General features: G+C 72.4%; 22 protein-coding genes. 12 read left to right on the plus strand and 10 right to left on the minus strand.

The features are described from left to right. Positions 1–74 precede the first annotated feature (74 nt). The 3 genes from AB0K92_RS18210 to AB0K92_RS18220 form a co-directional block, all read right to left on the minus strand. On the minus strand, positions 75–725 hold the full coding sequence (locus AB0K92_RS18210) for a DUF4230 domain-containing protein (protein WP_166004104.1): 651 nt from the start codon (positions 723–725) through the stop codon (positions 75–77). 85 nt (positions 726–810) lie between these two features. Then, positions 811–1,218 (minus strand): anti-sigma factor antagonist, encoded by a 408-nt coding sequence (locus AB0K92_RS18215; RefSeq protein ID WP_365924002.1) that lies wholly within the window; start codon positions 1,216–1,218, stop codon positions 811–813. 158 nt (positions 1,219–1,376) lie between these two features. Beyond that, positions 1,377–2,327 (minus strand): NADP-dependent oxidoreductase, encoded by a 951-nt coding sequence (locus AB0K92_RS18220; RefSeq protein ID WP_365924004.1) that lies wholly within the window; start codon positions 2,325–2,327, stop codon positions 1,377–1,379. Positions 2,328–2,411: 84 nt separating this feature from the next. Between AB0K92_RS18220 and AB0K92_RS18225 the strand changes: the two genes are divergently transcribed. The 6 genes from AB0K92_RS18225 to AB0K92_RS18250 all read left to right on the plus strand — a co-directional run bounded on the left by AB0K92_RS18225 (position 2,412) and on the right by AB0K92_RS18250 (position 8,109). Continuing rightward, positions 2,412–3,371 carry a helix-turn-helix domain-containing protein gene (locus AB0K92_RS18225; RefSeq protein ID WP_365924006.1) on the plus strand — a complete coding sequence of 320 codons (960 nt, stop codon included), beginning with the start codon at positions 2,412–2,414 and terminating at the stop codon, positions 3,369–3,371. A gap of 276 nt (positions 3,372–3,647) precedes the next feature. Continuing rightward, positions 3,648–5,453, plus strand: a complete 1,806-nt coding sequence (locus AB0K92_RS18230) for an ATP-binding protein (protein ID WP_365924008.1) — start codon at positions 3,648–3,650, stop codon at positions 5,451–5,453. A gap of 5 nt (positions 5,454–5,458) precedes the next feature. Beyond that, positions 5,459–5,869, plus strand: a complete 411-nt coding sequence (locus AB0K92_RS18235) for a roadblock/LC7 domain-containing protein (protein WP_166004112.1) — start codon at positions 5,459–5,461, stop codon at positions 5,867–5,869. Further along, complete coding sequence (locus AB0K92_RS18240; protein ID WP_365924011.1) at positions 5,866–6,276, plus strand: DUF742 domain-containing protein; 411 nt, start codon at positions 5,866–5,868, stop codon at positions 6,274–6,276. Before AB0K92_RS18235 ends, AB0K92_RS18240 begins: the two co-directional genes overlap by 4 nt. After that, complete coding sequence (locus AB0K92_RS18245; protein ID WP_365924013.1) at positions 6,257–6,862, plus strand: ATP/GTP-binding protein; 606 nt, start codon at positions 6,257–6,259, stop codon at positions 6,860–6,862. Before AB0K92_RS18240 ends, AB0K92_RS18245 begins: the two co-directional genes overlap by 20 nt. After that, positions 6,859–8,109, plus strand: a complete 1,251-nt coding sequence (locus AB0K92_RS18250) for a cytochrome P450 (RefSeq protein WP_365924015.1) — start codon at positions 6,859–6,861, stop codon at positions 8,107–8,109. Before AB0K92_RS18245 ends, AB0K92_RS18250 begins: the two co-directional genes overlap by 4 nt. A 212-nt stretch (positions 8,110–8,321) precedes the next feature. Here the strand turns inward: AB0K92_RS18250 and AB0K92_RS18255 are convergent, their stop codons facing one another. Then, positions 8,322–9,353: a 7-epi-alpha-eudesmol synthase gene (locus AB0K92_RS18255; RefSeq protein WP_365924017.1), complete on the minus strand. Its 1,032-nt coding sequence runs from the start codon at positions 9,351–9,353 to the stop codon at positions 8,322–8,324. A gap of 324 nt (positions 9,354–9,677) precedes the next feature. On the opposite strand from AB0K92_RS18255, the gene AB0K92_RS18260 reads away from it, so the two are divergent. Beyond that, positions 9,678–10,070, plus strand: a complete 393-nt coding sequence (locus AB0K92_RS18260; RefSeq protein WP_365924019.1) for a VOC family protein — start codon at positions 9,678–9,680, stop codon at positions 10,068–10,070. A gap of 81 nt (positions 10,071–10,151) precedes the next feature. Here the strand turns inward: AB0K92_RS18260 and AB0K92_RS18265 are convergent, their stop codons facing one another. Then, entirely contained in the window at positions 10,152–10,454 is a 303-nt protein-coding gene (locus AB0K92_RS18265; RefSeq protein WP_365924021.1) for a DUF4235 domain-containing protein, read from the minus strand. A 23-nt stretch (positions 10,455–10,477) separates the two neighbouring features. Further along, positions 10,478–11,497 (minus strand): glutathione S-transferase C-terminal domain-containing protein, encoded by a 1,020-nt coding sequence (locus AB0K92_RS18270; protein WP_365924023.1) that lies wholly within the window; start codon positions 11,495–11,497, stop codon positions 10,478–10,480. A gap of 325 nt (positions 11,498–11,822) precedes the next feature. Between AB0K92_RS18270 and AB0K92_RS18275 the strand changes: the two genes are divergently transcribed. After that, the gene (locus tag AB0K92_RS18275; RefSeq protein WP_365924130.1) at positions 11,823–12,767 is read left to right on the plus strand and encodes a cation diffusion facilitator family transporter; all 945 of its coding nucleotides are present in this window, start codon (positions 11,823–11,825) and stop codon (positions 12,765–12,767) included. 78 nt (positions 12,768–12,845) lie between these two features. Here the strand turns inward: AB0K92_RS18275 and AB0K92_RS18280 are convergent, their stop codons facing one another. Beyond that, positions 12,846–13,289, minus strand: a complete 444-nt coding sequence (locus AB0K92_RS18280; protein WP_365924025.1) for a nitroreductase family deazaflavin-dependent oxidoreductase — start codon at positions 13,287–13,289, stop codon at positions 12,846–12,848. A gap of 134 nt (positions 13,290–13,423) precedes the next feature. After that, entirely contained in the window at positions 13,424–13,993 is a 570-nt protein-coding gene (locus tag AB0K92_RS18285) for a TetR/AcrR family transcriptional regulator (RefSeq protein WP_365924027.1), read from the minus strand. A 120-nt stretch (positions 13,994–14,113) separates the two neighbouring features. Here AB0K92_RS18285 and AB0K92_RS18290 point away from each other — a divergent pair, with 120 nt between their 5' ends. From AB0K92_RS18290 to AB0K92_RS18300, 3 genes are read left to right on the plus strand one after another with little or no spacing between them, the layout of a single operon-like run. Further along, positions 14,114–14,572, plus strand: coding sequence for a nuclear transport factor 2 family protein (locus AB0K92_RS18290; protein ID WP_365924029.1), 459 nt, complete (start codon positions 14,114–14,116; stop codon positions 14,570–14,572). A gap of 36 nt (positions 14,573–14,608) precedes the next feature. Next, complete coding sequence (locus tag AB0K92_RS18295; RefSeq protein WP_365924031.1) at positions 14,609–15,139, plus strand: flavoprotein; 531 nt, start codon at positions 14,609–14,611, stop codon at positions 15,137–15,139. Between the two features lie 29 nt (positions 15,140–15,168). Beyond that, the gene (locus AB0K92_RS18300; protein WP_365924033.1) at positions 15,169–16,137 is read left to right on the plus strand and encodes an aldo/keto reductase; all 969 of its coding nucleotides are present in this window, start codon (positions 15,169–15,171) and stop codon (positions 16,135–16,137) included. Between the two features lie 7 nt (positions 16,138–16,144). Here AB0K92_RS18300 and AB0K92_RS18305 read toward each other — a convergent pair whose 3' ends face one another. Then, on the minus strand, positions 16,145–16,735 hold the full coding sequence (locus AB0K92_RS18305; protein WP_365924035.1) for a DUF4232 domain-containing protein: 591 nt from the start codon (positions 16,733–16,735) through the stop codon (positions 16,145–16,147). Positions 16,736–16,871: 136 nt separating this feature from the next. Then, a complete protein-coding gene (locus AB0K92_RS18310) occupies positions 16,872–19,262 on the minus strand; it encodes a SpoIIE family protein phosphatase (RefSeq protein ID WP_365924036.1) in 2,391 nt (796 codons plus the stop codon). A 329-nt stretch (positions 19,263–19,591) separates the two neighbouring features. Between AB0K92_RS18310 and AB0K92_RS18315 the strand changes: the two genes are divergently transcribed. After that, positions 19,592–23,869 (plus strand): HAMP domain-containing protein, encoded by a 4,278-nt coding sequence (locus tag AB0K92_RS18315; RefSeq protein WP_365924038.1) that lies wholly within the window; start codon positions 19,592–19,594, stop codon positions 23,867–23,869. The last annotated feature ends 16 nt before the right edge of the window (positions 23,870–23,885 follow it).

Below are 23,885 nucleotides of genomic sequence, written 5' to 3' on the forward strand. Positions count from 1 at the left end.
ATCCGGCCCTCCGGTCCTCGACGTCTGTCGACAGCTGTTGTCCTGGAGATGGGGAAGGGACGCGTACCCGCGGGTCAGTCGCCGTAGACGACACGGACCCGCTCGAATCCCAGGGATCCGAGGAGCCCTTGGAGCATGTCGGTGGTGTTCTTCTCGGCCCGCGCGGTCAGCCCGCTCTCCTCGGCCGCCTCACCGATGTGCCGCACCGCCAGCCGCTGCACGGCCTGTTCACCGTTGGGGTTGTCCGAGAACAGGTCGCCGAGCCGGTCCAGCAGTCCGCGCTGCTTGGAGACCGCGTAGGAGCGTTCCGGGTCGAGGGCCGGCTTGCCGAGTGCCGCGTGCGGCAGCCTCAGCGTGGCAGCCGTACGGTCCTCGTTCACCGTCACGTCGTCCTCGCCCGCCTTGCCGAGGTCCACGTAGGCGTCGACGGTGCCCGCGCCCACGTAGAGCGTACGGGTGCCGCGCACCGCGTCCGGCAGGTACTTGGCGTCCTTCTCCAGGTCCACCACGACCTGGAAGTTGCCCGAGGCCGCCTCGTACCGGCTGATGTCCCGGATCGACTCCAGCAGCGCCGGGCCCGAGCGGTCCCGCGTCTCCGTGCCGAACAGGTCCTTCAGGCCCGGCAGCACGCTCAGCCGCAGCCCGGCCAGCAGCAGCACGAGCACCAGCGCGACGGCCGCCAGGGCCTTCGCCCAGCCCGGCACCCGCCCGAGGGAAACCACCACGACGACGGCCCTCCTTCTTCGGCCCTGCCCTTCCTCCCCTTCCGACTGCCCGTCACGTCGTCTCTCAGACCGCCGAGTTGAAGGTCTACGTCCCGTGCAGGGGCGGCGGCGACTGCGGCTGGGCGGGATGGAACGGGAAGACGTCGAGCGCCGCCTGGAGGGTCGGCAGCGGAGGCAGCAGCCGGGTCAGGCCCGTGACGCGCAGCACCCGTAACGTCGGCGGGTGCGCACAGACCAGCGACAGCCGGCCGTCGCGGGCGAGCACCCGGCTGCGCGCCCGGTACAGCAGCCTCAGCCCGGAGGCGTCGAAGAACTCCACCGGGCTGAGGTCGATCACGATCCGCGGGGCGGGCGGGGCCGTGGCCTCGTCCAGACGCGGGGCGATCTCCTCGGCCGCGACGATGTCGATCTCCCCGCGGAACTCCAGGACCGTGTGGCCACGGTCCTGGCGCACCCGCAGGTACCGGGAGAGCGGTGCAGGCTCCTGCTGCACGACGACATCGCCTCCAACCAGCCCCGAGTCAGCGCACAACTGCGCGCTCTGCCTTGCAAGTTACCCTCGCGGACTGAATTTCAGCATGTTCGATTGACATATGTCTGTGAATTGCGACCGAGTTTTTTCGTGTCTTGAACAAAGGGGGTCGCGCGGCCTCAGTCGACGACCAGCACCAGCTTCCCGGCGGTCCGCCCGGTCTCGCCCCGCCGGTGCGCCTCGGCGGCCTCGGCCAGCGGGAACGTGTCCGCGATCGCCGGCCGCAGCGCCCCCTCCTCGACCAGGCGCGCGATCTCCAGCATGCCGGCGCGGTCGGCGTCGACCAGCATCCGCACCGCCCGCACCCCGAGCCGGTCGGCCTCCTCGTACAGCTCGTCCGAGCCCACCGGCAGGATCGACACCACCAGCCCGCCCTTGCGCAGCACGCGCAGCGAGCGCACGGAGTGGTCGCCGCCGATCGTGTCCAGCACCACGTCGACGTCCTCGACCGCCTCGGCGAAGTCCCTCTCCCGGTAGTCGATCACCTCGTCCACGCCCAGCTCCCGCAGGAAAGCGTGCTTGCCCGCGCTCGCCGTGCCGATCACATACGCCCCGCGCGCCTTGGCGATCTGCACCGCCACATGGCCGACCCCGCCGGCCGCCGCGTGGATCAGCACCCGCTGCCCGGCCCGCAGCCCCGCCGTCTCCACCAGCGCCTGCCACGCGGTCAGCGACACCAGCGGCAGCGCGCCCGCCCGCACGTGGTCGATCCCCGCCGGCTTCGGCGCCAGGGCCCGCGCCGGGACGGTGACGTACTCGGCGTGCGAGCCGTGGCCGAAGGGATACGGCAGCATGCCGAAGACCTCGTCGCCGGGCCGGAAGGCGGCGACCCCGATCCCGGTCGCCTCGACCACGCCGGAGACGTCCCAGCCGAGGACGAACGGCGGCTTGCCGAGGAAGCCCCCGTTGGCCCGGTGCTTCCAGTCCGTCGGGTTGACCCCCGCGGCGCGCACCCGCACCAGCACCTCGTTCGGCCGCGGGGACGGCCGCCTTGTCTCGACGACCTTCAGGACCTCGGGACCGCCGAGGTCGTCCTGGCTCACGGCACGCATCGTGTTCACATCGCTCATGGTCAACCAGCCTGCCGGGCCCCTCGCCACCCGGCAATGGCAAGATTGCCACCCTTCGATAGGATCGTGCCATAGGGTCGTGTCATGCGTGATGAACGGCGGCGGCCCGAACGCGTCGTGGTCCTGGCCCTCGACGGCGTCTACCCCTTCGAACTGGGCATCCCGAGCCGCATCCTCGGCGCGGCCGACGGCCGGTACGAGGTGCTGACCTGCTCCGCCGACGGCGGTCCGGTGCGCACGAACGCCGACTACACCATCGGTGTCCAGCACGGCCCCGACGCCCTGGACGCAGCGGACACGGTCGTCATCGCCCCCGTCTCACCGTCCGAACTGACCTCCGACCTCCCCGACGCGGTACGGGCGGCCCTCGCCCGCATCCGCCCCGGCACCCGCACCGTCTCCATCTGCACCGGCGCCTTCGTGCTCGCCGCCGCCGGACTCCTCGACGGCCACCGGGCCACCACCCACTGGCAGCTCGCGGACCACTTCCGCCGCCGGTACCCGCACATCGAACTCGACCCCGACGTGCTCTTCGTCGACGACCACCCGGTGCTCACCTCGGCCGGCGCCGCCTCCGGCGTCGACGTCTGTCTGCACCTGATCCGCAAGGACCACGGCAGCCACCTCGCCAACACCGTCGCCCGGCGCTGCGTGGTGCCGCCGTTCCGCGACGGCGGCCAGGCCCAGTACATCGAGCAGCCGGTCCCCGAGGCCGGCGCCGCGAGCACCGCCGCCACCCGCGCCTGGGCCCTGGAACGCCTCGGCGACCCGCTGACCCTCTCAGACCTCGCCGCGCACGCCCGGATGAGCCTGCGCACCTTCGCCCGCCGCTTCCACGACGAGGTGGGCGTCAGCCCCGGCCGCTGGATCGTCCAGCAGCGCGTCGCCCGCGCCCGGCAGCTGCTGGAGGCCAGCGACCTCACCGTCGACCAGATCGCCGGACGCGTCGGATTCGCCACCGGCGCGTCCCTGCGCCAGCACCTCCACGCGGCCATCGGCGTCTCGCCCCAGGCCTACCGGAGGACCTTCCAGCGGACCCGCTGACCCCGGCCGCGCCGGCGCCCGCACCGGCGCCCGCGGCGGCAACCCCGCAGGTGGGCAAGGGCACTTGTCGACTCGAACAGACATGGCGGAGCGTGACGGAACCCTCACCTCCGCAGCGCCCGTGAGGTTGATCCTTTCGCGTTGAAACCAGATAAGCTCCCGTCCGGCGCTGCGAGTTGACGCGAATGCGACGGGTCGGCTTCGCGGTGCGTACTCATGAGTGCGGTCCCCCATGCACACCCCCCCTGTTCGATTGTGTTGCTTCGAAGGATGCAGATGGAACTCGCCACTCCGCCGCCGGCGGCGCGGCCCCCTGTCGCCTGGTACAGCTGGTGGCTGATGCCACTGGCCTTAGGCGGCGGGACGGTTGCCGCCACGTTCATGAGCTCCGAGCGCATAACCGCGGCCGTCGCCGGTGCCGCGGCGACGGCCGCGAGCTCGGTCTGCGTACGCCTGCTGCTGCGCACCCAGACCCGGCTGCGCGGCGCCGAGAGCGCGTTCCGCGCCGCCCAGGCCGAGCACTCCCAGCAGTGGCAGCAGCACGTGGCCGGCCTGGAGCGCAAGCACGCCGCCGAACGCTCCGCCCACGAGGCCCGGCTCGCCGAGCAGGCCGAGACCTACGAGACCCGCCTCGCCGATCAGGCCGAGGGCTACGAGGCCCGCCTCGCCCAGCAGTCGGAGGGCTACGAAGCCCGGCTCGCCGAGCAGGCCGAGACCTACGAGACCCGGCTCGCCGAACAGGCCGAGAGCCACGAGGCCCGGCTCGCCGAGCAGAACGGCCTCTGGCAGGAGCGACTCGCCCACCAGCGGCAAGCCGTGGCCCGACTCGCCGACGAGCAGCTGCCCGACGCGCTGAAGCGGCTGCGCGCCGGCGACGCCATCGACGACCTGCTGCCCTCGGTGAACCAGTGCGCCGAAGTCGCTCCCGAACTCCAGGCCGACCTCCGCAAGGTCCTGCGCACCGCGCTGATCGGTGTCGAGGAGGAGTTCAACCGCTCCACCGCCGCCGAACAGGCCGTCGTCGGCATCGGCAACCGCATCCACGTCCTCACCAGCAAGCTGCGCGGCCGGCTGCACGAGATGCAGGGGGAGCACGGCCGTCTCCCTGCCGTCGCACGCGGCCTGATGGAGCTGGACCAGGCGATCGGCCCCGCTGACTGTCTCGCCGCCAGCATCGGCGTGCTCGGCGGCTCCGACCGCCCGGGACGCCAGTGGCAGGAGCCGCAGCGCCTGCTCAGCGTGGTCCGCGGCGGCATCGGCCGGATCAAGGAGTTCCACCGCGTCGACGTACGCCATCTGCCGGAACTCGGCGTCGACGGCGGGCTGGTGGACCACCTCACGCTGATCTTCGCCCACCTCCTGGACAACGCCACCCGCTACTCGCCGCCCAGCGAGCCGGTCATCGTCTCCGGCAAGGAGGTCCCGAACGGTGTCGGCATCGAGATCCAGGACTCCGGCAAGGGCCTGAGCGAGGAGAAGAAGCGGGAGGCCGCGGACGCCCTCGCCGGCACCGCCGCCGGACCCGGCCTCGGCGGCATCACCGAGGACGCCAACATCGGCCTGCGGGTCGTCGGCATCCTCGCCCGCCGCTACGGCATCCGGGTCACCTTCGCCGACTCGCCCTGGCTGGGCACCTCGGTGGTCGTCGTGGTCCCGCACAAGTACTTCAGCCCGCTGCCGGCGGCCACCCCCGCCGCCCCGGCGGCCGCCACGGCCACGGTCACGGGCACGGCCACGGGCGCCGTCACGGCCCCGGCCGCGGCCCCGGTCATCGCGCCCTTCGCGGCCCCCGCCGCCGACGCCGTCGACACCACCCCCGGCGGACTGCCCCGCCGCCGCAGCAAGCGCGGCGAGAGCGCCCGCCACCAGCCGGCCGAACGCCTCCAGCCGGCCCAGGACACGACCGTCCCCGCCGTCCCGCCGGACGCGTCCTTCGCCGGCCTCGCCGCCTTCGCCACGGCCGGCCGCACGCCCGGCACGGAGGAAGGCCGCACACCCGGCACCGGGGAAGGCCCGGCCGCCGACGGCGTCCCCACCGCCGGACGCGACTTCGCAGAGCACCGCACTGAAGAGAGCGACTAGTCCACATGACGCAACAGGGAACCGACGTGAGCTGGGCGCTCCGCGATCTGGTGGAGAGCATCCAGGAGATCCGTTTCGCCCTCGTGGCCTCCAGCGACGGCAAGGCCATCACCTCCTACGGCGCCGAAGACCCCGACGACGTGGACCGCTTCGCGGCCGTGGTGGCCGGCCTCCAGGCCCTCGCCCAGCCGGTCGCCGAGCAGTTCCCCACGTACGCGGGGAATCTGCGCCTGGCGATGATCGAGGTCGACGGCGGCCACCTCTTCGTGGTCCGCGCGGGCGTGGAGACGTACCTCGGCGTGCTCGCCCGCGAAGGCCTCGACCAGGGGCTGCTCGGGCACCAGATGAGGGACCTGGCCCGCAGAATGGGTGAACTCCTCGGCACCACTCCGCGCCTGGAGGAGCACTCTGGATGAGTGGACCCCGCCGGCCGACCGATCCTCCCCCAAGCTCTCCGCTTCGCTCGAACAGGAAGGACCCCCAAGGTCTCGAGCGCTATTACGTCCTCACCAAGGGACGCAGCGGACCGGGCGGTTCGGCGTCGAGCCTCGACGTGGCGACCCTCATCGTCTCCCGCGCCGCCCCCGCCCCGGGCATGCAGCACGAGTACGCCGACATCCTGCGGCGCTGCCGCGAACCGCTGTCGGTGGCCGAGCTCGGGGCCCATCTGGGGCTGCCCTTCAACATTCTCGCGGTGCTGCTGGCGGACCTGCTGCAGGCAGGCCATGTCGAAGCCCGTGACCCCATCCCGGCGCACGACGCCGGTCGCGGGCCCGACCTCGCGCTCCTGGAGGAGGTACTCAGTGGACTTGAAAGGCTTTGACCGGCCCGGCGCCCCGGCGACCGGGGGCACCCGCTCGGTGAAGGTGATGATCGCCGGCGGGTTCGGCACCGGGAAGACCACCCTGGTCCGCTCGGTCAGCGACATCAAGCCGCTCACCACCGAGGAGACGCTGACCCAGGCCAGCGCCGGCGACGACCATCTCATCGGCGTCACCGAGAAGACGGAGACCACCGTCAGCCTGGACTTCGGGAAGATCAGCCTCAACGACAGCCTGATGCTGTACCTGTTCGGCACGCCCGGACAGGAACGGTTCTGGTTCCTGTGGAACGGGCTGTTCAAGGGCGCGCTCGGCGCGGTCGTCCTGGTGGACACCCGCCGGCTCGCCTCCAGCTTCCGGGCGATCGAGGAGATGGAGCGGCAGAACGTGCCCTTCGTCGTCGCCCTGAACATCTTCCCCGACTCCCGGGAGTACCCCGTGGAGGAGATCAGGGACGCCCTCGACATCCCTCCGCACATCCCGATCGTGGCCTGCGACGCCCGCGACCGGGCCTCCAGCCGTGACGTGCTGGTCACCCTCATACGTCACCTGAAGGAACGCTCCGCCGTCGCACTGGAGTCCCGATGAACGACCAGACGTTAACCGATCCCGAGAGCCCGCGCGGCTGCCCCTTCGGCCACGGCGGGGGCGACCTCACCCGGCTGTACGGGCCGGAGGCCGCGACGGACCCGGTCGGGATCTACGAGCGCCTGCGCAAGGAGCACGGCCCGGTCGCGCCGGTCCTGCTGGAGGGGGACGTCCCCGCCTGGCTGGTGCTGGGCTACCGCGACAACCGGCGGGTGCTGGACACCCCTTGGCAGTTCAGCCGGGACGCGCGGATCTGGCGGGACTGGCGGGAGGGCCGGGTCGAGGAGACCTCCCCGCTGGTGCCGATGCTCGCCTGGCGGCCCGACTGTGTCTCCCAGGACGGCGAGCCGCACCGCCGGCTGCGCGGCGCCGTGACGGACGGCCTCCAGGCCGCCGCCGCGCGCGGCATCCGCCGCCACGCCACGCACTTCGCCAACAAGCTGATCGACGCGTTCGCCGACGCCGGGCGCGCCGACCTGGTGGCGGACTACGCCGAATACCTGCCGATGCTCGTGCTGACCCGGATCCTCGGGCTGGCCGAGGCGGAGGGGCGGCGGCTGGTGGAGTCCTGCGCGCAGGTGCTCAAGGGCGGCGAGGAAGCCGTCGCGCACAACGACCGGATCATGGAGATCCTCGGCGAACTCGCCGAGCGCAAGCGGGCCGAGCCCGGCTCCGACTTCACCACCGCGCTCCTGGAGCACCCGGCCGGCCTGGACACCGACGAGGTGATCAGCCATCTGCGTCTGGTCCTGATCGCCGCGCACACGACCACCAGCAACCTGCTGGCCCGGGTGCTGCAGCTGATCCTCACCGACGTCTCCCGGCTCTCCGGCCTGATCAGCGGCCAGCTGAACATCTCGGCGGTGGTCGAGGAGGTCATGTGGAACTCGCCGCCGCTCGCCGTCATGCCGGGGCGTTTCGCCGCCGCCGACCTGGAGCTGGGCGGCCACCACATCCAGGAGGGCGACCTGCTGGTCCTCGGCCTCGCGGCCGGCAACCAGGACCCGGAGATCCGCCCGGACGCCGGCGTCTCCGTCCAGGGCAACCAGTCCCATCTGGCGTTCAGCTCCGGCCCCCACGAATGCCCCGGCCAGAACATCGGCCAGGCCATCATCGAGACCGCCGTCGACACCCTGCTCCACCGCCTGCCCGGCGTGCGCCTGTCGGTCCCGCCGGAGGAACTGACCTCCACGGCGTCGACCTGGGAGTCCCGCCTGGACAGCCTGCCGGTGGAGTTCGCCGCATAGCCGATCGTGGCCCGGCGGTCCGCCGGGGCCGGTGGTCGACCAGTTGGCTGTTGGGCCGGCGGCCGACCGGACGGCCGCCGGTCTGGTGATTGGCCGGACGGCCGCCGGGCCGGTGACCGGCCGGACGGCCGCCGGGCCGGCGACGGCAGTACGGGCCGTCCGCCCGGTACGGCCGGCCGAGGGGTGTGCCCCGCCGGGCACACCCCGGGCGGTCAGACGGTCAGCAGGTCGTCCACCGAGCCCCGGCCGGACAGTTCCGCCGCGGCGACGGGACCCTCCTTGGCCGCCGCGTAGCGGCCGGTGGTCAGGGCCCACTCGTAGTTGCCGTTGATCCAGTGCTGGATGGCCTCGACGCCCATCCGCACCCGCGTGCGCTCGTCGGCGTCCAGGCCGAGTTCGTCGCACATCGCGGGGACGCGGGCCTCCAGCTCCAGGTACTCGGCCAGGCAGGCGCTGGTCATGCGGTACGCCTCGGCGGCTGCCGCCTCCCAGGAGCAGGCCCGCTCACGGTGCAGGACGGCTATCAGGTTGTGGCCGTCGCCGCGGCGGCGCTCGCGCTCGAAGGAGTGGATGTCGTTCATGAAGCCGATGGTGTCGGCGGCGAGGTCCCGCATCCGTTCCATCAGCGGATGGGCCATCACCTGCGGGGGCACCTCGAAGCGCCGACTTCGCTCACCGGCGTCGATGCTGTGGTGGATGCCGACGGTACGGCGCCGGAACGCGGCGTACTCCGGCAGGCACAGGCTGCCCGCGAGGCCCTGCGCGGCCAGGTCGACCTCCTCGCAGTGGGCGACCAGGAACCGCCCCCAGGAGGCGGCGAACCGCGACTGCCATGTCAGGGACATGCCATCCGAGAGGTGTTCCCACACCTCCGCCCACGCCACGGTGATCGGGCACACCACCCGCGGCCGGGTGCCCGCCGGACGCAGCGGCGTCACGATCAGCTCCCGCGCCACCTCGGCGACCCGGTCGGCCCGGTCCGGCTGCGCCGCGTCGAACTGGTCGTCGAAGAGGAAGGCCAGCGAGAACCAGTTCATCAGCATGACGAGGTCGTCCGCCGAGGCGTACGGATAGGTGCGGGCCGCTGCCTGCGCCAGGTCCCACGACTCGTACTCCTCGAACCCCGCCTGGCTGCGCACCAGCCCCGTCTCGCGCACCCAGCGCAGATGGCGCTCGCGGGCGTACTCCAGATGCGGGCTGACCGGGGTGGTGAAGGGCAGATCGAACCGGACGTCCTGAGGCATGTGCTTCCTTTCGGGAGACGGAGTACGGAGCCCCCCCACCCCACGCGAACGGGCGGCCGCGCCGCCCGTGCACTCGAACAGAGCTTCCCGGTCCGAAAGTTGAACCGAGAAGCGGTCTGAGGCTGCCCCGACCGTAAATGATCTACACCGGGCGCGTCCGTGATCTCCGTTACTGATCAAGCCCGTTGAGCTGCGTATACTCGCGCGCTCATCCCGGCCCTCCGCCCGCCCGGCCGTGGGCCGACTGAATCCCCGCCGGCGGGATAACCGCAAGGAAAAGGGGCGCGGGGCGGACCGCTCCGCCCCGGACCCTGCGGAGGAGACATGCCACTGGTGAAGGCGGGCGTCGTGGTGCTCGACTGTGCCGAGCCCGACAAACTCGCCGCGTTCTACAAGGAGTTACTGGAAGCGGAGGAGACCGAGGCCACCGCCAACCGGGTCGAGATCCGCAGCCCCGACGGCACCCGGCTGGCGTTCCGCCGCGACATGAACGCCACCCCGCCGAGCTGGCCGCGCCCGGAGAACTCCCTCCAGGCCCATCTGGAGTTCGTGGTCGAGGACCTGGACGCGGCCGAACGCCGCGTCGTCTCCCTCGGCGGCCGGCCGACCGACGCCAAGGACCCGTCCGGTTCCTTCGAGTCCCGTGGCTGCGCCGATCCCGCGGGACACTCGTTCACCCTGCGCGGCGCCACCCCCTCGGCGCCCAAGCAGGGCTGAGGCGCACCGGACGGCCACAGGACAAACGAGGGAACCCGGGCCGGCAGCCGGCCCGGGTTCCCTCGTGTGCGCGCCGCCGGCTCAGTCCCGGCCGCCCGAGCCCGCCGCCGGCCACACTCCCGTCTTGCGCTCGATGGCCTTCGCCCCGGCGCGGTCGACCGCGCTGCGCACGACCGCGAAGATGGCGCCCTGCACCGCGGCGGCGAGCAGGATCTCGCCCCAGCCGCGGTCCGGGTCCAGCGCGTCCGGCGCGTCCTCCTCGTCCCGGATCGCCATCCACACCTTGCGGAAGGCCAGACCCGCCAACGCGCCGCCCGACCAGCCCAGCAGCCAGCCCACCGGCTGGTAGGCGGCGGGCAGTTTCCGCTTCTTGCTCTTGGCCACGTACGTCTCCTCGCTCTCGTGAATCAGGGCCGGCCGGCGGCCGGCACCTCCTCGCCGGCCCGCACCGGGCCGGGCGGCACCCCGTCCCCGAACGGCCGCCCGCCCAGCTCCGCGCGGTGATGAGCCGTCAGCCAGCCGGACAGGTCGGGCCCCAGGGGCACGATCCGGGTCGGGTTGATCCCGGTGTGCACCTGGTAGTAGTGCCGCTTGATGTGGTCGAAGTCGACCGTGTCCCCGAATCCGGGCGTCTGGAACAGATCGCGGGCATAACCCCACAGCACCGGGTTCTCCGACAGCTTCCAGCGGTTGCACTTGAAGTGACCGTGGTAGACCGCGTCGAACCGCACCAGGGTGGTGAACAGCCGGATGTCCGCCTCGGTGATCGTGTCGCCGACGAGATACCGCTGCCGCGCCAGCCGCTCGGTCAGCGACTCCAGCCGCCGGAACACGGCGGAGCAGGCGGTCTCGTACTCCGCCTGCCCGGTCGCGAAACCCGCCCGGTACACACCGTTGTTGACGTCCTCGTAGATGTCTGTCATCACCTCGTCGATCTCGTCCCGCAGGCGCTCCGGATACAGGTCCGGTGCGCCTTCCCGGTGCAGGGCCGTCCATTCGGTGGCGAAGTCGAGGGTGATCCGCTCGTAGTCGTTGGTGACGAGCTTCCCGGTCGGGGTGTCGACGATCGCCGGGACGCTGACACCGCCCGGGTATCCGGTCTCCCGCCGGTCGTAGGCCTCGCTGAGGTAGCGGATGCCGAGCACCGGATCGCGGCCGTCCGGGTCCAGCGAGAACCGCCAGCTGCGGTCGTCCTGGACCGGGTCCGTGATCGCCAGCGACACCGACGCCTCGAGGCCCAGCAGCCGGCGCGCGATCACCGCCCGGCTCGCCCACGGACAGGCGCGGCTGACCACCAGCCGGTAACGGCCGGCCGCCACCGGCCAGCCGTCGCGGCCGTCCGCGGTGATCCGGTCGGTGAAATGGGCCTTCGACCGCTCGAACGACCGCCGGCCGTAGGCGCTGTTGCCGTCATCCGCGCCGCTCATCCGCCTGCGCTCCCTTCCACGCGCGGTTCACTCCCGACGCGTCCCCGAGTTCCCCCGATCCGGCCGTCCGCACGGTGTGATCCGCGCCGCCCCGGGCATCCGCCGAAAGGTGAGCGGGACATCCTCGAACGCGGACGTGAAGCGAAGGACGACAGGACACAGCGACCAGGGCTCGCTGGGGGAGGGGAGGCGGCCGGCCGTGCAGGAGACACCGGAGCCGGCGCGCGACGAGCGGGAGCCGACGCACGACGAGCGGGAGGCGGCACGCCGGCGGGGGCGGAGGCAGAAGGAGCAGAAGGAGGAGGACCGCAAGACCCGCGTCACCGTGCTGGTGGCGCTCGCGGCCAACCTGGTGATCGCGCTCGCCAAGACCGTCGGCGGTCTGATCGCGAACTCGCCGGCCCTGCTCTCCGAGGCCGCGCACTCGGTCGCCGACAGCCTGAACGAGGTCTTCCTCCTGGCCGCGCTGCGCCGCAGCCGCCGCCCCGCCGACCGGCGCCACCCCTTCGGCTACGGCAAGGAACGGTTCTTCTGGTCGCTGCTCGCCGCCGTCGGGATCTTCGTCATGGGCGGCTGCTTCTCCTTCTACCAGGGCGTCGAAGCGCTGACCCGGGACACCCAGGAGAGCTTCGGCGGCTACATCGCCGGCCTGGTCGTCCTCGGGGTGTCCCTGCTCGCCGAGGGCGGCTCCCTGCTGCGGGCGCTGCACCAGCTGCGCCGGCAGGGCGTCTCCGAGGGACTGCGCGACCCGGCGCTGCGCACGGTCGTCGCCGAGGACGGCACCGCGGTCGTCGGTGTCTGTCTCGCCCTCGCCGGGATGGCGCTGCACATGGCCACCGGCCAGGTGGTGTGGGAGGCGTCCGCCTCGCTCGCCATCGGCGCCCTGCTGGTCTACGTCGCCTACCGGCTGGGCCGCGAGGCCCGCGACCAGCTGATCGGGGAGGCCGCCGACCCGGAGGCCGGCGGCCGCATCCGCGCCCTGCTGCGGGCCCAGCCGGAGATAGACAGCGTGGAGGCGCTGTTCACCATGAAGACGGGCATCGACTCGCTGCTGGTCGCCGCGCGCGTCGACCTGGTGCCCGGACTGGACAGCGAACGGGTGGAGGAGGTCGCGGTGCGCATCAAGAGGTCGATCGCCCGTACCGTCCCCGAGGCGGAGCAGATCTTCCTCGACGTGACCGACCGGCTCGCCCAAGAGAACGTGATCGACCGGCCGGCGCACGAGGCACGGGAAAGCCCCGCCGCGACGGGGGAACGCGGCGGGGCCTGAGACGCGGATGCCCGGTCCGTGCCGCTTCATGCGTGCCGGGCACCCGGCAGTTTCCGAAACGCTGCCGGAGCGGTCCGCTCAGCCGGACGGCTCCAGGACGAACACCGGGATCTCGCGGTCGGTCTTGCGCTGGTAGTCGGCGTACGGCGGGTACGCCGCGACCGCCCGCTCCCACCACTCGGCCTTCTCGGCCCCGGTGACCTCGCGGGCCGTCATGTCCTGCGTGACCGGCCCGTCCCGCAGCTCCACGTGCGGGTCGGCCTTGAGGTTGTGGTACCAGTACGGGTGCTTGGGCGCGCCGCCCTGGGAGGCGACGACGGCGTAGCGTCCCTCGTGCTCGACACGCATCAGCGGAACCTTGCGGATCTTGCCGCTCTTGGCGCCCCGCGTGATCAACAGCACGACGGGCATCCCGGTGTCCTGGAGGGTCGTGCCGCGGGTGCCGCCGGAGCTCTCGTACAGCTCCACCTGCTCGCGTACCCACTGCGTGGGGCTGGGTTCGTACTCACCCTCGAGAGGCATGTCATCCGTCCCATCGTCGAGTTGCCCGGCCGCGCGATCGGCGGCCGGTTCGGTCTACATCGCCTGCAACACCGCCACCGCCCCGGATCATCCGGCCCATCACCCGAATGGCCGATCACCGGCCGGCCGCGGGGTCACGGCCCTTCAGGCCCCGGGGCGGCGTCGAGGAGCAGCCGTGCCGCCTCCCGCGCCTCGGCGGCCGGGGCGGTGCCCCCGGTGATGCCCGCCGTGACCATGGCGCCCTCGGCGAGCAGGAACAACGGCGCGGTGAGCGCGGCGGGCAGTCCCGCGTCCGCGACCAGCCGGGCGAGGTCCTCCCGGAACGCCTCCTTGTGCGCCCGCACCCGCTCCGCCACCCCCTGCGAGGTCGCCCCCAGCTCGCCGTGGGCGTTGATCCACGCGCAGCCGCGGAAGCCCGGCTCGGCGAACCACTCCTCCAGCCAGTCGAACACCGCGAGGATCCGCCGCCGCGGGTCCTCGTGGTCCGCCACCCGCGCGGCCAGCCGCCCGCGCCAGTGGGCGTCACGCCGCTCCAGATACGCCTCGACCAGCTGTTCCTTGGCCGGGAACAGCTGGTACAGCCGCTTGAGCGAGAGCCCCGAGGCGCTGCGGATCTCGTCCATGCCGACCGACCGCACGCCCCGCCCGTAGAAGAGGCGCTCCGCCGCGTCCAAGGCCCGCTCCCGGGCGACCGCGCTGTCCATCAACTGCCTTCCGTCTTCCTGTCCTTGACGTGAGAACGAGCGTTCTCCTACGGTAGCAGCCCGGCGGAGAACGATCGTTCTCCGCCGCTTCCGCCCCTCTGCCGCTCCCCAGGAGGAAGCATGACCGCGCGCCCGCCCCTGCCGCCCTTCACCCGCGAGACCGCGGCCCGGAAGGTGCAGGCCGCCGAGGACGCCTGGAACACCCGGGATCCGCACCGGGTGGCACTCGCCTACTCCGAGGACTCGGTGTGGCGCAACCGCGACACCTTCCTCACCGGCCGCGCCGAGATCGTCGCGTTCCTGACCGCCAAGTGGGCACGGGAGCGGGACTACGCGCTGCGCAAGGACCTGTGGGCGTACGACGGCAACCGCATCGCGGTCCGCTTCCAGTACGAGTGCCGGGACGCCGACGGCCGGTGGTGGCGGTCGTACGGCAACGAACTGTGGGAGTTCGACGAGCGCGGACTGATGACCCGGCGCGAGGCGAGCATCGACGACGTGCCCATCGAGGAGGGGCAGCGGCGCATCATCGGACCCCGCCCGGAGACCGAACGCGGACTGGCCTTCCCCCTGCGGTGAGGTGCCCGGACGGGCCTTCAGTAAGGTGCCCGGGTGATGCCACAGGCCGGGAAACCCTTCCTCTACGTCGTCGTCTGCGCGGCCGGTGTCGCCGCGGACGTCGGCACACTGATCACCGCCGCCCGTGAGCGCGGCTGGGAGGTGGGCGCCATCGCCACCCCCGTCGCGATGAACGGCTTCTTCGACAGCGCCGCCGTCGAGGCCCTCACGGGCCGCCCCGTCCGCTCCGCCTGGCGCACCCCGGGCGAGCCCCGGCCCTTCCCGCCGCCGGACGCGGTGGTGGCCGCCCCGGCCACCTTCAACACGCTCAACAAGTGGGCGGCGGGACTGGCCGACACCCTCGCCGTGGCCACCCTCTGCGAGGCCTCGGGCCTCGGCGTCCCCGTCGCCGCCCTGCCCTGCGTCGCCGACGCCTTGGCCGCCCACCCGGCCTACCGGGAGAGCCTCGCCCGGCTGCGCGCCATGGGCGTCCGCTTCGCCGAGCCGTACTCCGGCGAGGACCCGGCCGCCTTCCCCTGGGAGCAGGCCCTGGACCTCGTCACCGCCCGGCGTCGTACGCTCCCCTGAGACCCCTACCGACGGCGGGAGCAGTGACGATGCAGTATGTGAAGCTCGGTTCGACCGGCCTCGACGTGTCGCGGATCTGTCTGGGCTGCATGACGTACGGCCTTCCCGACCGCGGGGTGCACGAGTGGACCCTGGACGAGGAAGCCTCCCGGCCGCTCATCCGGCAGGCGCTGGAAGCCGGCATCACCTTCTTCGACACCGCCAACGTGTACTCCGACGGCACCAGCGAGGAGATCGTCGGCCGGGCGCTGCGCGACTTCGCCCGCCGTGACGAGATCGTGCTGGCCACCAAGGTGCACGGCCGGATGCGGCCCGGCCCCAACGGCGCCGGCCTGTCCCGCAAGGCGATCATGACGGAGATCGACCACAGCCTGCGCCGCCTCGGCACCGACTACGTCGACCTCTACCAGATCCACCGCTTCGACCCGGACACTCCCGTCGAGGAGACGATGGAGGCGCTGCACGACCTGGTGAAGGCCGGCAAGGTCCGCTATATCGGGGCCAGTTCGATGTACGCCTGGCAGTTCTCGAAGATGCAGTACACGGCCGAGAAGCACGGCTGGACCCGGTTCGTGTCCATGCAGAACCACTACAACCTCCTCTACCGCGAGGAGGAGCGCGAGATGCTGCCGCTCTGCGCGGACCAGGGCGTCGGCGTCCTGCCCTGGAGCCCGCTCGCCCGCGGCCGCCTGACCCGCGACTGGGGCACGGTCACCGAGCGCAGCGCGCGCGACGACTTCGGCAGCACCCTCTACCAGGAGGGTGACCACGCCATCGTGGACGCCGTCTCCCGGATCGCCGCCGAACGCGGCGTCCCGCGCGCCCAGGTGGCGCTCGCCTGGCTGCTGCACCAGGACACCGTGGCGGCACCGGTCATCGGCGCTTCCAGACCGCACCACATCGAGGACGCCGTGGCCGCGGTCGAACTGGAGCTGACCGACAAGGAGATCGAGGAACTGGAGCGCCCCTACACCCCGCACCCGGTCTCCGGACACTGACGCACCCTCAGGTCACGTCCCCCGCCCGCAGCACCGTCACGGTCACCGCCGACTCGTTCCCGCCCACCGGCACCTCGCCCGCGCTCCACGGCACCCGCAGCGGCTCCCGCTCGCCGGGCGGCGTGACCAGCAGTACGGCGGGGACGGCCGTACGGGCCCCGCTGATCCGGGGATCGGCGTACGACAGTCCGGCCCAGGCGCTGCCGCCCGGCGCCAGGCGGAGCCGCGCCGGAGACTCGGGCCGGCGCCGCGGGTCGGGGCCCAGCTGCCGGCCGGAGGCGTCGGCGAAGGCGGCGCCCGGGTAGCCGTGGAGCGTGCAGGTGCGCGACGACGTGTTGGTGAGGAGGATCGGGTGGTTCTCCTGCCCCGCCCCGGGGTCGTTGCGGCCGACCGAGGCGCGCAAGTCGGGGGTGCGGCAGCGACTGGCGGCGGGGGAGGAGGCGGTGGCCGGTGAGGGGCTCGCGGAAGCGGCCGGTGCTTGGGCCGCCGCGCCGGCCGCGCCCGCCGTACCGCCGTCGCCACAGGCGGTCAGCAGACCGAGCGCGCAGACGGTGACGACGAACGCCGGGGGACGGGAGGGCGAGGGGAGCAAGACCATGGAGAGCTGGTGCCCCGTCCCGGACGGGGGATGCCCGGCCCGCCCCGCCCCTCGGCCCGTTCAGCCTCGGCCCTCGGCTCGTTCCGCCCCGCCCCTCGGCCCGTTCCCCCCCCGCCCTCGGCTCGCCCGCCTCCGCTCACTCCTCCTCGACGAGCGCCATCTCCGCCCAGATCGTCTTGCCCTCCGGGGTGTGCCGGCTGCCCCAGCGCTGGGTGAGCTGGGCGACGAGGAGCAGTCCCCGGCCGCCCTCGTCCCAGGTCTTGGCGCGGCGCAGATGCGGCGCGGTGTGGCTGGTGTCGGAGACCTCGCAGATGAGCGTGTCCGCGTCGTGGATCAGCCGGAGCCGGATCGGGTGCGAGCCGTACCGGATCGCGTTGGTGACCAGCTCGCTCACCACCAGCTCGGTGGTGAAGGAGGCATCCGTGAGGCCCCAGGTGCTCAGCTGCTCGACGACCTGCTTGCGGATCGGCGAGACCAGCGCCGGATCGGAGGGGATGTCCCAGGTGGCGACCTGGGAGGCCGGCAGCCCGTGGGTGCGGGCGAGCAGCAGCGCCACGTCGTCGTCGCTGGAGCCCCCGGCCGGCAGCAGGGCGCGCAGGATCCGGTCGCAGGTCTCGTCCAGCGAGTCCGGCCCGGCCGGGCCGGCATCCGCGGCCAGCGCCTCGCGCAGCAGCCGGTGGCCGGTCTCCACGTCCCGTTCCGGGCTCTCGACCAGGCCGTTGGTGAAGAAGGACAGCAGCGTGCCCTCGTGCAGATACAGCTCCGCCGCCTCGAAGGGCAGTCCGCCCAGCCCCAGCGCCGGACCGGCGGGCACCTCCAGCTCCCGGGGCACGCCCCCCGGTGGCACCACGATCGGCGCCGGATGCCCGGCCCGGGCGATGCTGCAGCGCCGGGAGACCGGGTCGTACACGGCGTACAGACAGGTGGCGCCCAGCTCACCGGGGCTGCCGCCCTCGCCGCCGGATTCCTGCGACAGCCGCACCACCAGGTCGTCGAGGTGGGTGAGGAGCTCGTCGGGGGCGAGATCGATGTCGGCGAGGGTGCGCACGGCGGTGCGCAGCCGGCCCATGGTGGCCGAGGCCTGGATGCCGTGGCCGACGACGTCCCCGACGACCATGGCGACCCGCATCCCGGACAGCGGGATCACGTCGAACCAGTCGCCGCCCACCCCGGCCCGGGCGGCCGGCAGATAGCGCGACGACGCCTCCAGGGCCGCCGTGCTCGGCAGGGAGCGGGGGAGCAGGCTGCGCTGGAGGGCGAGGGCGGTCTCGCGTTCGCGGGAGTAGCGGCGGGCGTTGTCGACGCAGACCGCGGCGCGGGCGGTGATCTCCTCGGCCAGCAGCACGTCGTCCGCGGTGAACCTGTCCGGGCGCCGCCGCGCGCGGGTGAGGACGGCGACGCCGAGCGTGGTGCCCCGGGCCTGGATCGGCACCGCCATCACGGAGTGGATGCCGTACTGCCGCACCCGTTCGCGGCGCGTGCGCTCCTGGTCGAGCCAGTCCTCCAGGTCGCCCGCGGCCACCGACGCGACCACGGTACGGCCCGACAGCAGTGAGGCCGCCTGCGGGGAGGCGGCCGGATACAACTCGACGTCCCCCTGCCCGACCACCGCCTCCGGACTGCCCGGGGTGACCGACTGGTGGGCGACGCGGCGCAGCGCGACCGGTGCGGCGACCGCCGCCGGGGGCTCGCCGCCGTGCTCGGGCGGGTCGAGCAGGTCGACGCTGACGAAGTCGGCGAGCGCGGGCACACAGACGTCGGCCAGCTCCTGGGCCGTACGGGTGACGTCGAGTGTGGTGCCGATGCGCACACTGGCCTCGTTCACCAGATGCAGCCGCTGCCGGGCCTGGTAGTTCTCGGTGATGTCGTGCGCCGCCATGCACACGCCCCGCACCCGCCCCTCGGCGTCGGTGAGGGGCGCCATCCGGGCCAGCCAGGCGTGCGCCCGGTCCTCGCCGCCGGCCCGCAGATACGTCTGCACGTCCTGCGGCCGTCCGGTGGTGAGCACCTGGAGGAGATGCCGCTCCAGTTCCTCGTTCTGCGGCTTGCCGCCGATCTCGGAGTGTCTGAGACCCCGGATGCGCTCCTCGGGCAGGCCGACCACCCGCGCCATCGCCTCGTTTTGGGTGTGCAGCCGCAGCCGGTCGTCGTAGAGGGCGACGGCACACGGGGACTGGGTGAGTGCCGCCGCGTCCAGCGGGTTCCCGGGGACGCGGGAGCGCTCCAGCGGCGTGACCACCAGCCAGTCGCCGGGACCGCCCCCGGACGGCCGGCGGTGGTGGGCGAGCAGCCACGCCGTCACCGTGTGCCCGTCCCGGTGACACAGGGCCACCGTGCCGTGCCAGCGGGGTGCGCTCACCTCGGGGACGGGGCCGGCGAGGAGCCGGGCGGCGGGCCGGTCCACGACCTCGTCGGCCGCCCAGCCGAGCAGCCGGCGCGCGCCCTCGCTCCACTCGGTCAGCGTGCCGGCGGCGTCGATGACAGCCCGGGCCGTCGCGGCCTCGTCGAACGGGTAATCCGGGCTCATCGTCGCCACTCCATCGCGCACACTCACTGTCAACAAGCGCGTCAGTTCCGTTCCAGCCTAGTGCGTCGGGCTTGGGGAGGGACGGGGAACGCACCTGGCGCGACGGCGCCGGCGGGGCCGCCGCGGTGACCGGTCACCCGTGACGGACCGGCCCGCCGGCGCGGAACGCGCACCTCCGGACTGCCTCATACCGGCCCCGGGGGAGAGGCATGTGGATGTGTAGGGGAGACTTTGTGCGTGCCGACAGCACTGTTAGCCTGCGACGTATTTCGCGTCGCGCAGTTCCAAGATCCGTCGGCGATGCCCCTGGGAGGGGAACGAGGGTGCGCATGACCAGCAACACGAGCGAGGTCGCCGAGTCCGTACCGGGCGACCAGGAGCTGAGGATGCTTCTGGCCGGCCTGACGGCCGTCCGGGACGGTGACTTCGGCACACGCCTTCCGGAGGACGCCAGCGGGCTCATGGGCGACATCGCCACCGTGTTCAACGGCATGGTGGACCAGTTGTCCGTGTTCACCTCCGAGGTGACCCGTGTGGCCCGCGAGGTGGGCACCGAGGGAACCCTCGGCGGCCAGGCGGAGGTGCCCGGTGTCTCCGGCACCTGGGCCGACCTGACCGACTCGGTCAACGCCATGGCGGGCAACCTCACCACCCAGGTCCGCGACATCGCCCAGGTGGCGACCGCAGTGGCCAAGGGCGACCTGTCGCAGAAGATCGACGTGCCCGCGCGCGGCGAGATCCTGGAGCTGAAGGAGACCGTCAACACGATGGTCGACCAGCTGTCGGCGTTCGCCGACGAGGTGACGCGCGTCGCCCGCGAGGTGGGCAGCGAGGGGCGCCTCGGCGGCCAGGCCAAGGTGCCCGGCGTCGCCGGCGTCTGGCGGGACCTGACCGACTCGGTGAACCTGATGGCGGGCAACCTGACGTCCCAGGTGCGCAATGTCGCCCAGGTGACCACCGCGGTGGCCAAGGGCGACCTGTCGCAGAAGATCACCGTGGACGCGCGGGGCGAGATCCTGGAGCTGAAGAACACCATCAACACGATGGTGGATCAGCTGTCGGCGTTCGCCGACGAGGTGACGCGCGTGGCCCGCGAGGTGGGCACCGAGGGCCGTCTCGGCGGCCAGGCGGACGTCAAGGGCGTCAAGGGCACCTGGCGCGACCTGACCGACTCCGTGAACTTCATGGCGGGCAACCTGACGTCCCAGGTGCGCAACGTCGCCCAGGTCGCCACCGCGGTGGCCAAGGGCGACTTGTCGCAGAAGATCACCGTGGACGCGCGGGGCGAGATCCTGGAGCTGAAGAACACCATCAACACGATGGTCGACCAGCTCTCCGCGTTTGCCGACCAGGTGACGCGCGTCGCCCGCGAGGTCGGTACCGAGGGCCGTCTCGGCGGCCAGGCGCACGTACGGGGCGTGTCGGGCACCTGGAAGGACCTCACCGACAACGTCAACGTCATGGCGTCGAACCTGACCAGCCAGGTCCGGTCGATCGCGCAGGTCGCCACCGCGGTCGCCCGCGGTGACCTGTCGCGGAAGATCACCGTCGAGGCCAAGGGCGAGGTCGCCGCCCTGGCCGACGCCATCAACACCATGGTGGACACCCTCTCCGCGTTCGCGGACGAGGTGACCCGCGTGGCCCGTGAGGTCGGTACCGAGGGCCGCCTCGGCGGCCAGGCCCAGGTGCCCAACGTGGCCGGCACCTGGAAGGACCTCACCGACAACGTCAACTCCATGGCCAACAACCTCACCGGCCAGGTGCGCAACATCGCGCTGGTGACGACGGCCGTGGCCCGCGGTGACCTGTCGAAGAAGATCGACGTGGACGCGCGCGGGGAGATCCTCGAACTCAAGACGACCATCAACACGATGGTCGACCAGCTCTCCGCGTTCGCCGACGAGGTCACCCGCGTGGCCCGCGAGGTGGGTACCGAGGGCCGCCTCGGCGGCCAGGCCGAGGTGGAGGGCGTCTCCGGCACCTGGAAGCGCCTCACCGAGAACGTCAACGAGCTGGCCGGGAACCTCACCCGGCAGGTCCGCGCCATCGCCGAGGTCGCCAGCGCCGTCGCCGAGGGCGACCTGACCCGCTCCATCACCGTGGAGGCCTCCGGCGAGGTCGCCGAACTCAAGGACAACATCAACTCCATGGTGGAGTCCCTGCGCGAGACCACCCGGGCCAACCAGGAACAGGACTGGCTCAAGACCAACCTCGCGCGCATCGCCGGCCTCATGCAGGGCCACCGCGACCTGCCCGTCGTCGCCGAACTCATCATGGACGAGCTGGTCCCGCTGGTCTCCGCCCAGTACGGCGCCTTCTACCTCGCCGAGGACGGGGACCAGGGCCCCGAGCTGCGGCTCGTCGGCTCCTACGGCCGCCCCGAGGACGACGCCCGCCCCGACCGCTTCCTCTTCGGCCGCACCCTGGTCGGCCAGGCCGCCCGCAGCCGCCGCACGATCGCGGTCGACCAGCTGCCGCCCGACTACGTCACCATCTCCTCCGGCCTCGGCCGGACGGTGCCGACCACCCTGCTTCTGCTGCCGATCCTCTTCGAGGACCAGGTCCTCGGCGTGATCGAGCTGGCGTCCGTCACGCCGTTCACCGCCATCCACCAGGATCTGCTGGAGCAGCTGCGGGAGACGATCGGCGTCAACGTCAACACCATCCTCGCCAACGCCCGCACCGACGAACTGCTCGACGAGTCCCAGCGCCTGACGGCCGAACTGCAGGTCCGCTCCGCCGAACTCCAGGCGCAGCAGGAGGAGTTGCAGCGCTCGAACGCCGAACTGGAGGAGAAGGCCTCGCTGCTGGCCGCGCAGAACCGCGACATCGAGGCGAAGAACCTCCAGATCGAGCAGGCCCGGCAGGAACTGGAGGCGCGCGCCCAGCAGCTGGCGCTGGCCTCGAAGTACAAGTCGGAGTTCCTGGCGAACATGAGCCACGAGCTGCGCACCCCGCTCAACAGCCTGCTCATCCTGGCCCAGCTGCTGGCGCAGAACCCGTCCCGCAACCTCACCCAGAAGCAGGTGGAGTACGCGGGCATCATCCACTCCGCCGGTTCCGACCTGCTCCAGCTCATCAACGACATCCTCGACCTGTCGAAGGTCGAGGCGGGGAAGATGGACATCGCCCCGGAGCGGGTGTCGCTGCGCCAGCTCATCGAGTACGTCGAGGCCACCTTCCACCCGATGACGACCCAGAAGGGCCTCGACTTCAAGGTGACCACGGCGCCCGGCGCGCCGAACGACCTGGTCACAGACGACTCCCGCTTGCGCCAGGTGCTGCGCAACCTGCTGTCGAACGCGGTGAAGTTCACCGAGCAGGGCGCCGTCGAGCTGGTCATCCAGCCCGCCGGGCCGGACGAGGTGCCCGACAGCGTGGTCTCGGGCGGACCCGTCGTCGCGTTCCAGGTGAAGGACACCGGCATCGGTATCCAGGAGCAGCAGCTGGAGGCCATCTTCGGCGCCTTCCACCAGGCGGACGGCACCACCAGTCGCAAGTACGGCGGCACGGGCCTCGGCCTGTCCATCACGCGGGAGATCGCCCACCTGCTCGGCGGCGCGGTGACCGTGGACAGCACGCCCGGCCGGGGCAGCACCTTCACGCTGTTCCTGCCGGTGACCCGCCCGGACTTCGAGCAGCTGGCGGGCCGGGCCCTCGAGGGTGCCACGGAACTGCCCGCCGGGGACGGCTCCGTGGACATCCCCGTGGCACCGCGCCCCAGCCCGCGCCCGCGCGGGGGGGCGCAGCGCCGCCGCCGGCTGCTCGTCGTGGAGGAGCGGCCGCGCGGCCTGCTCAGCCTCGTCGCCGAGAGCGTGGTCGCGGACGTGGCCCGGCACAGCCCGGACGAGGCCGTGCCGCGGCCCGAGGTGGACCTGATCACCGCCGTCGGCGCCCAGGAGGCGGCCGGGGCGCTGGCCGCCGAGCCCTGCCACTGCGTCGTCCTCGACCTCGACATGCCCGACGGCGAGGCCGCCCGGTTCCTGGAGGCGCTGCGCGGCGACTCGGCGCTGAGGGACGTACCCTTCCTCGTGCACAGCAGCCACCCCACCGACGCGGCCGAGGTGCTGCGTCCGTACGCGTCCGACGGGGCGCTGGAGTTCCTCTCCAGCCTCGACGAACTGCGGGAGCGCATCGCGCTGCACCTGTCCGCCGAGGAGCCGGGGGACGTGCTGTCCCTGGTGCGGGGAGAGGAGTGGCAGGAGCTGCCGTCGCCGACCGTCGACGACTCGTTCGCCGGACGGACCGTCCTCGTCGTCGACGACGACGCGCGCAACCTCTTCGCGCTCAGCGGGATCCTGGAGCTGCACGGCTTCCGGGTGCTGCACGCGGAGGACGGCCGCAAGGGCATCGAGACACTGCTCGACAACCCCGACATCGACCTGATCCTGATGGACGTGATGATGCCGGAGATGGACGGCTACACCGCCACCGCCGAGATCCGCAGAATGCCGCGGTACGCCGACCTGCCGATCATCGCCGTCACGGCCAAGGCCATGCCGGGCGACCGGGAGAAGTCCCTGGCGTCCGGGGCGAGCGACTACGTCACCAAGCCGGTCGACACCCAGGACCTCATCACCTGCGTCCGACGCTGGCTCTCCCGGTGACCCCGCCCGACCCGCG

Source organism: Streptomyces sp. NPDC052687 (assembly GCF_040678395.1).
GTDB lineage: Bacteria > Actinomycetota > Actinomycetes > Streptomycetales > Streptomycetaceae > Streptomyces.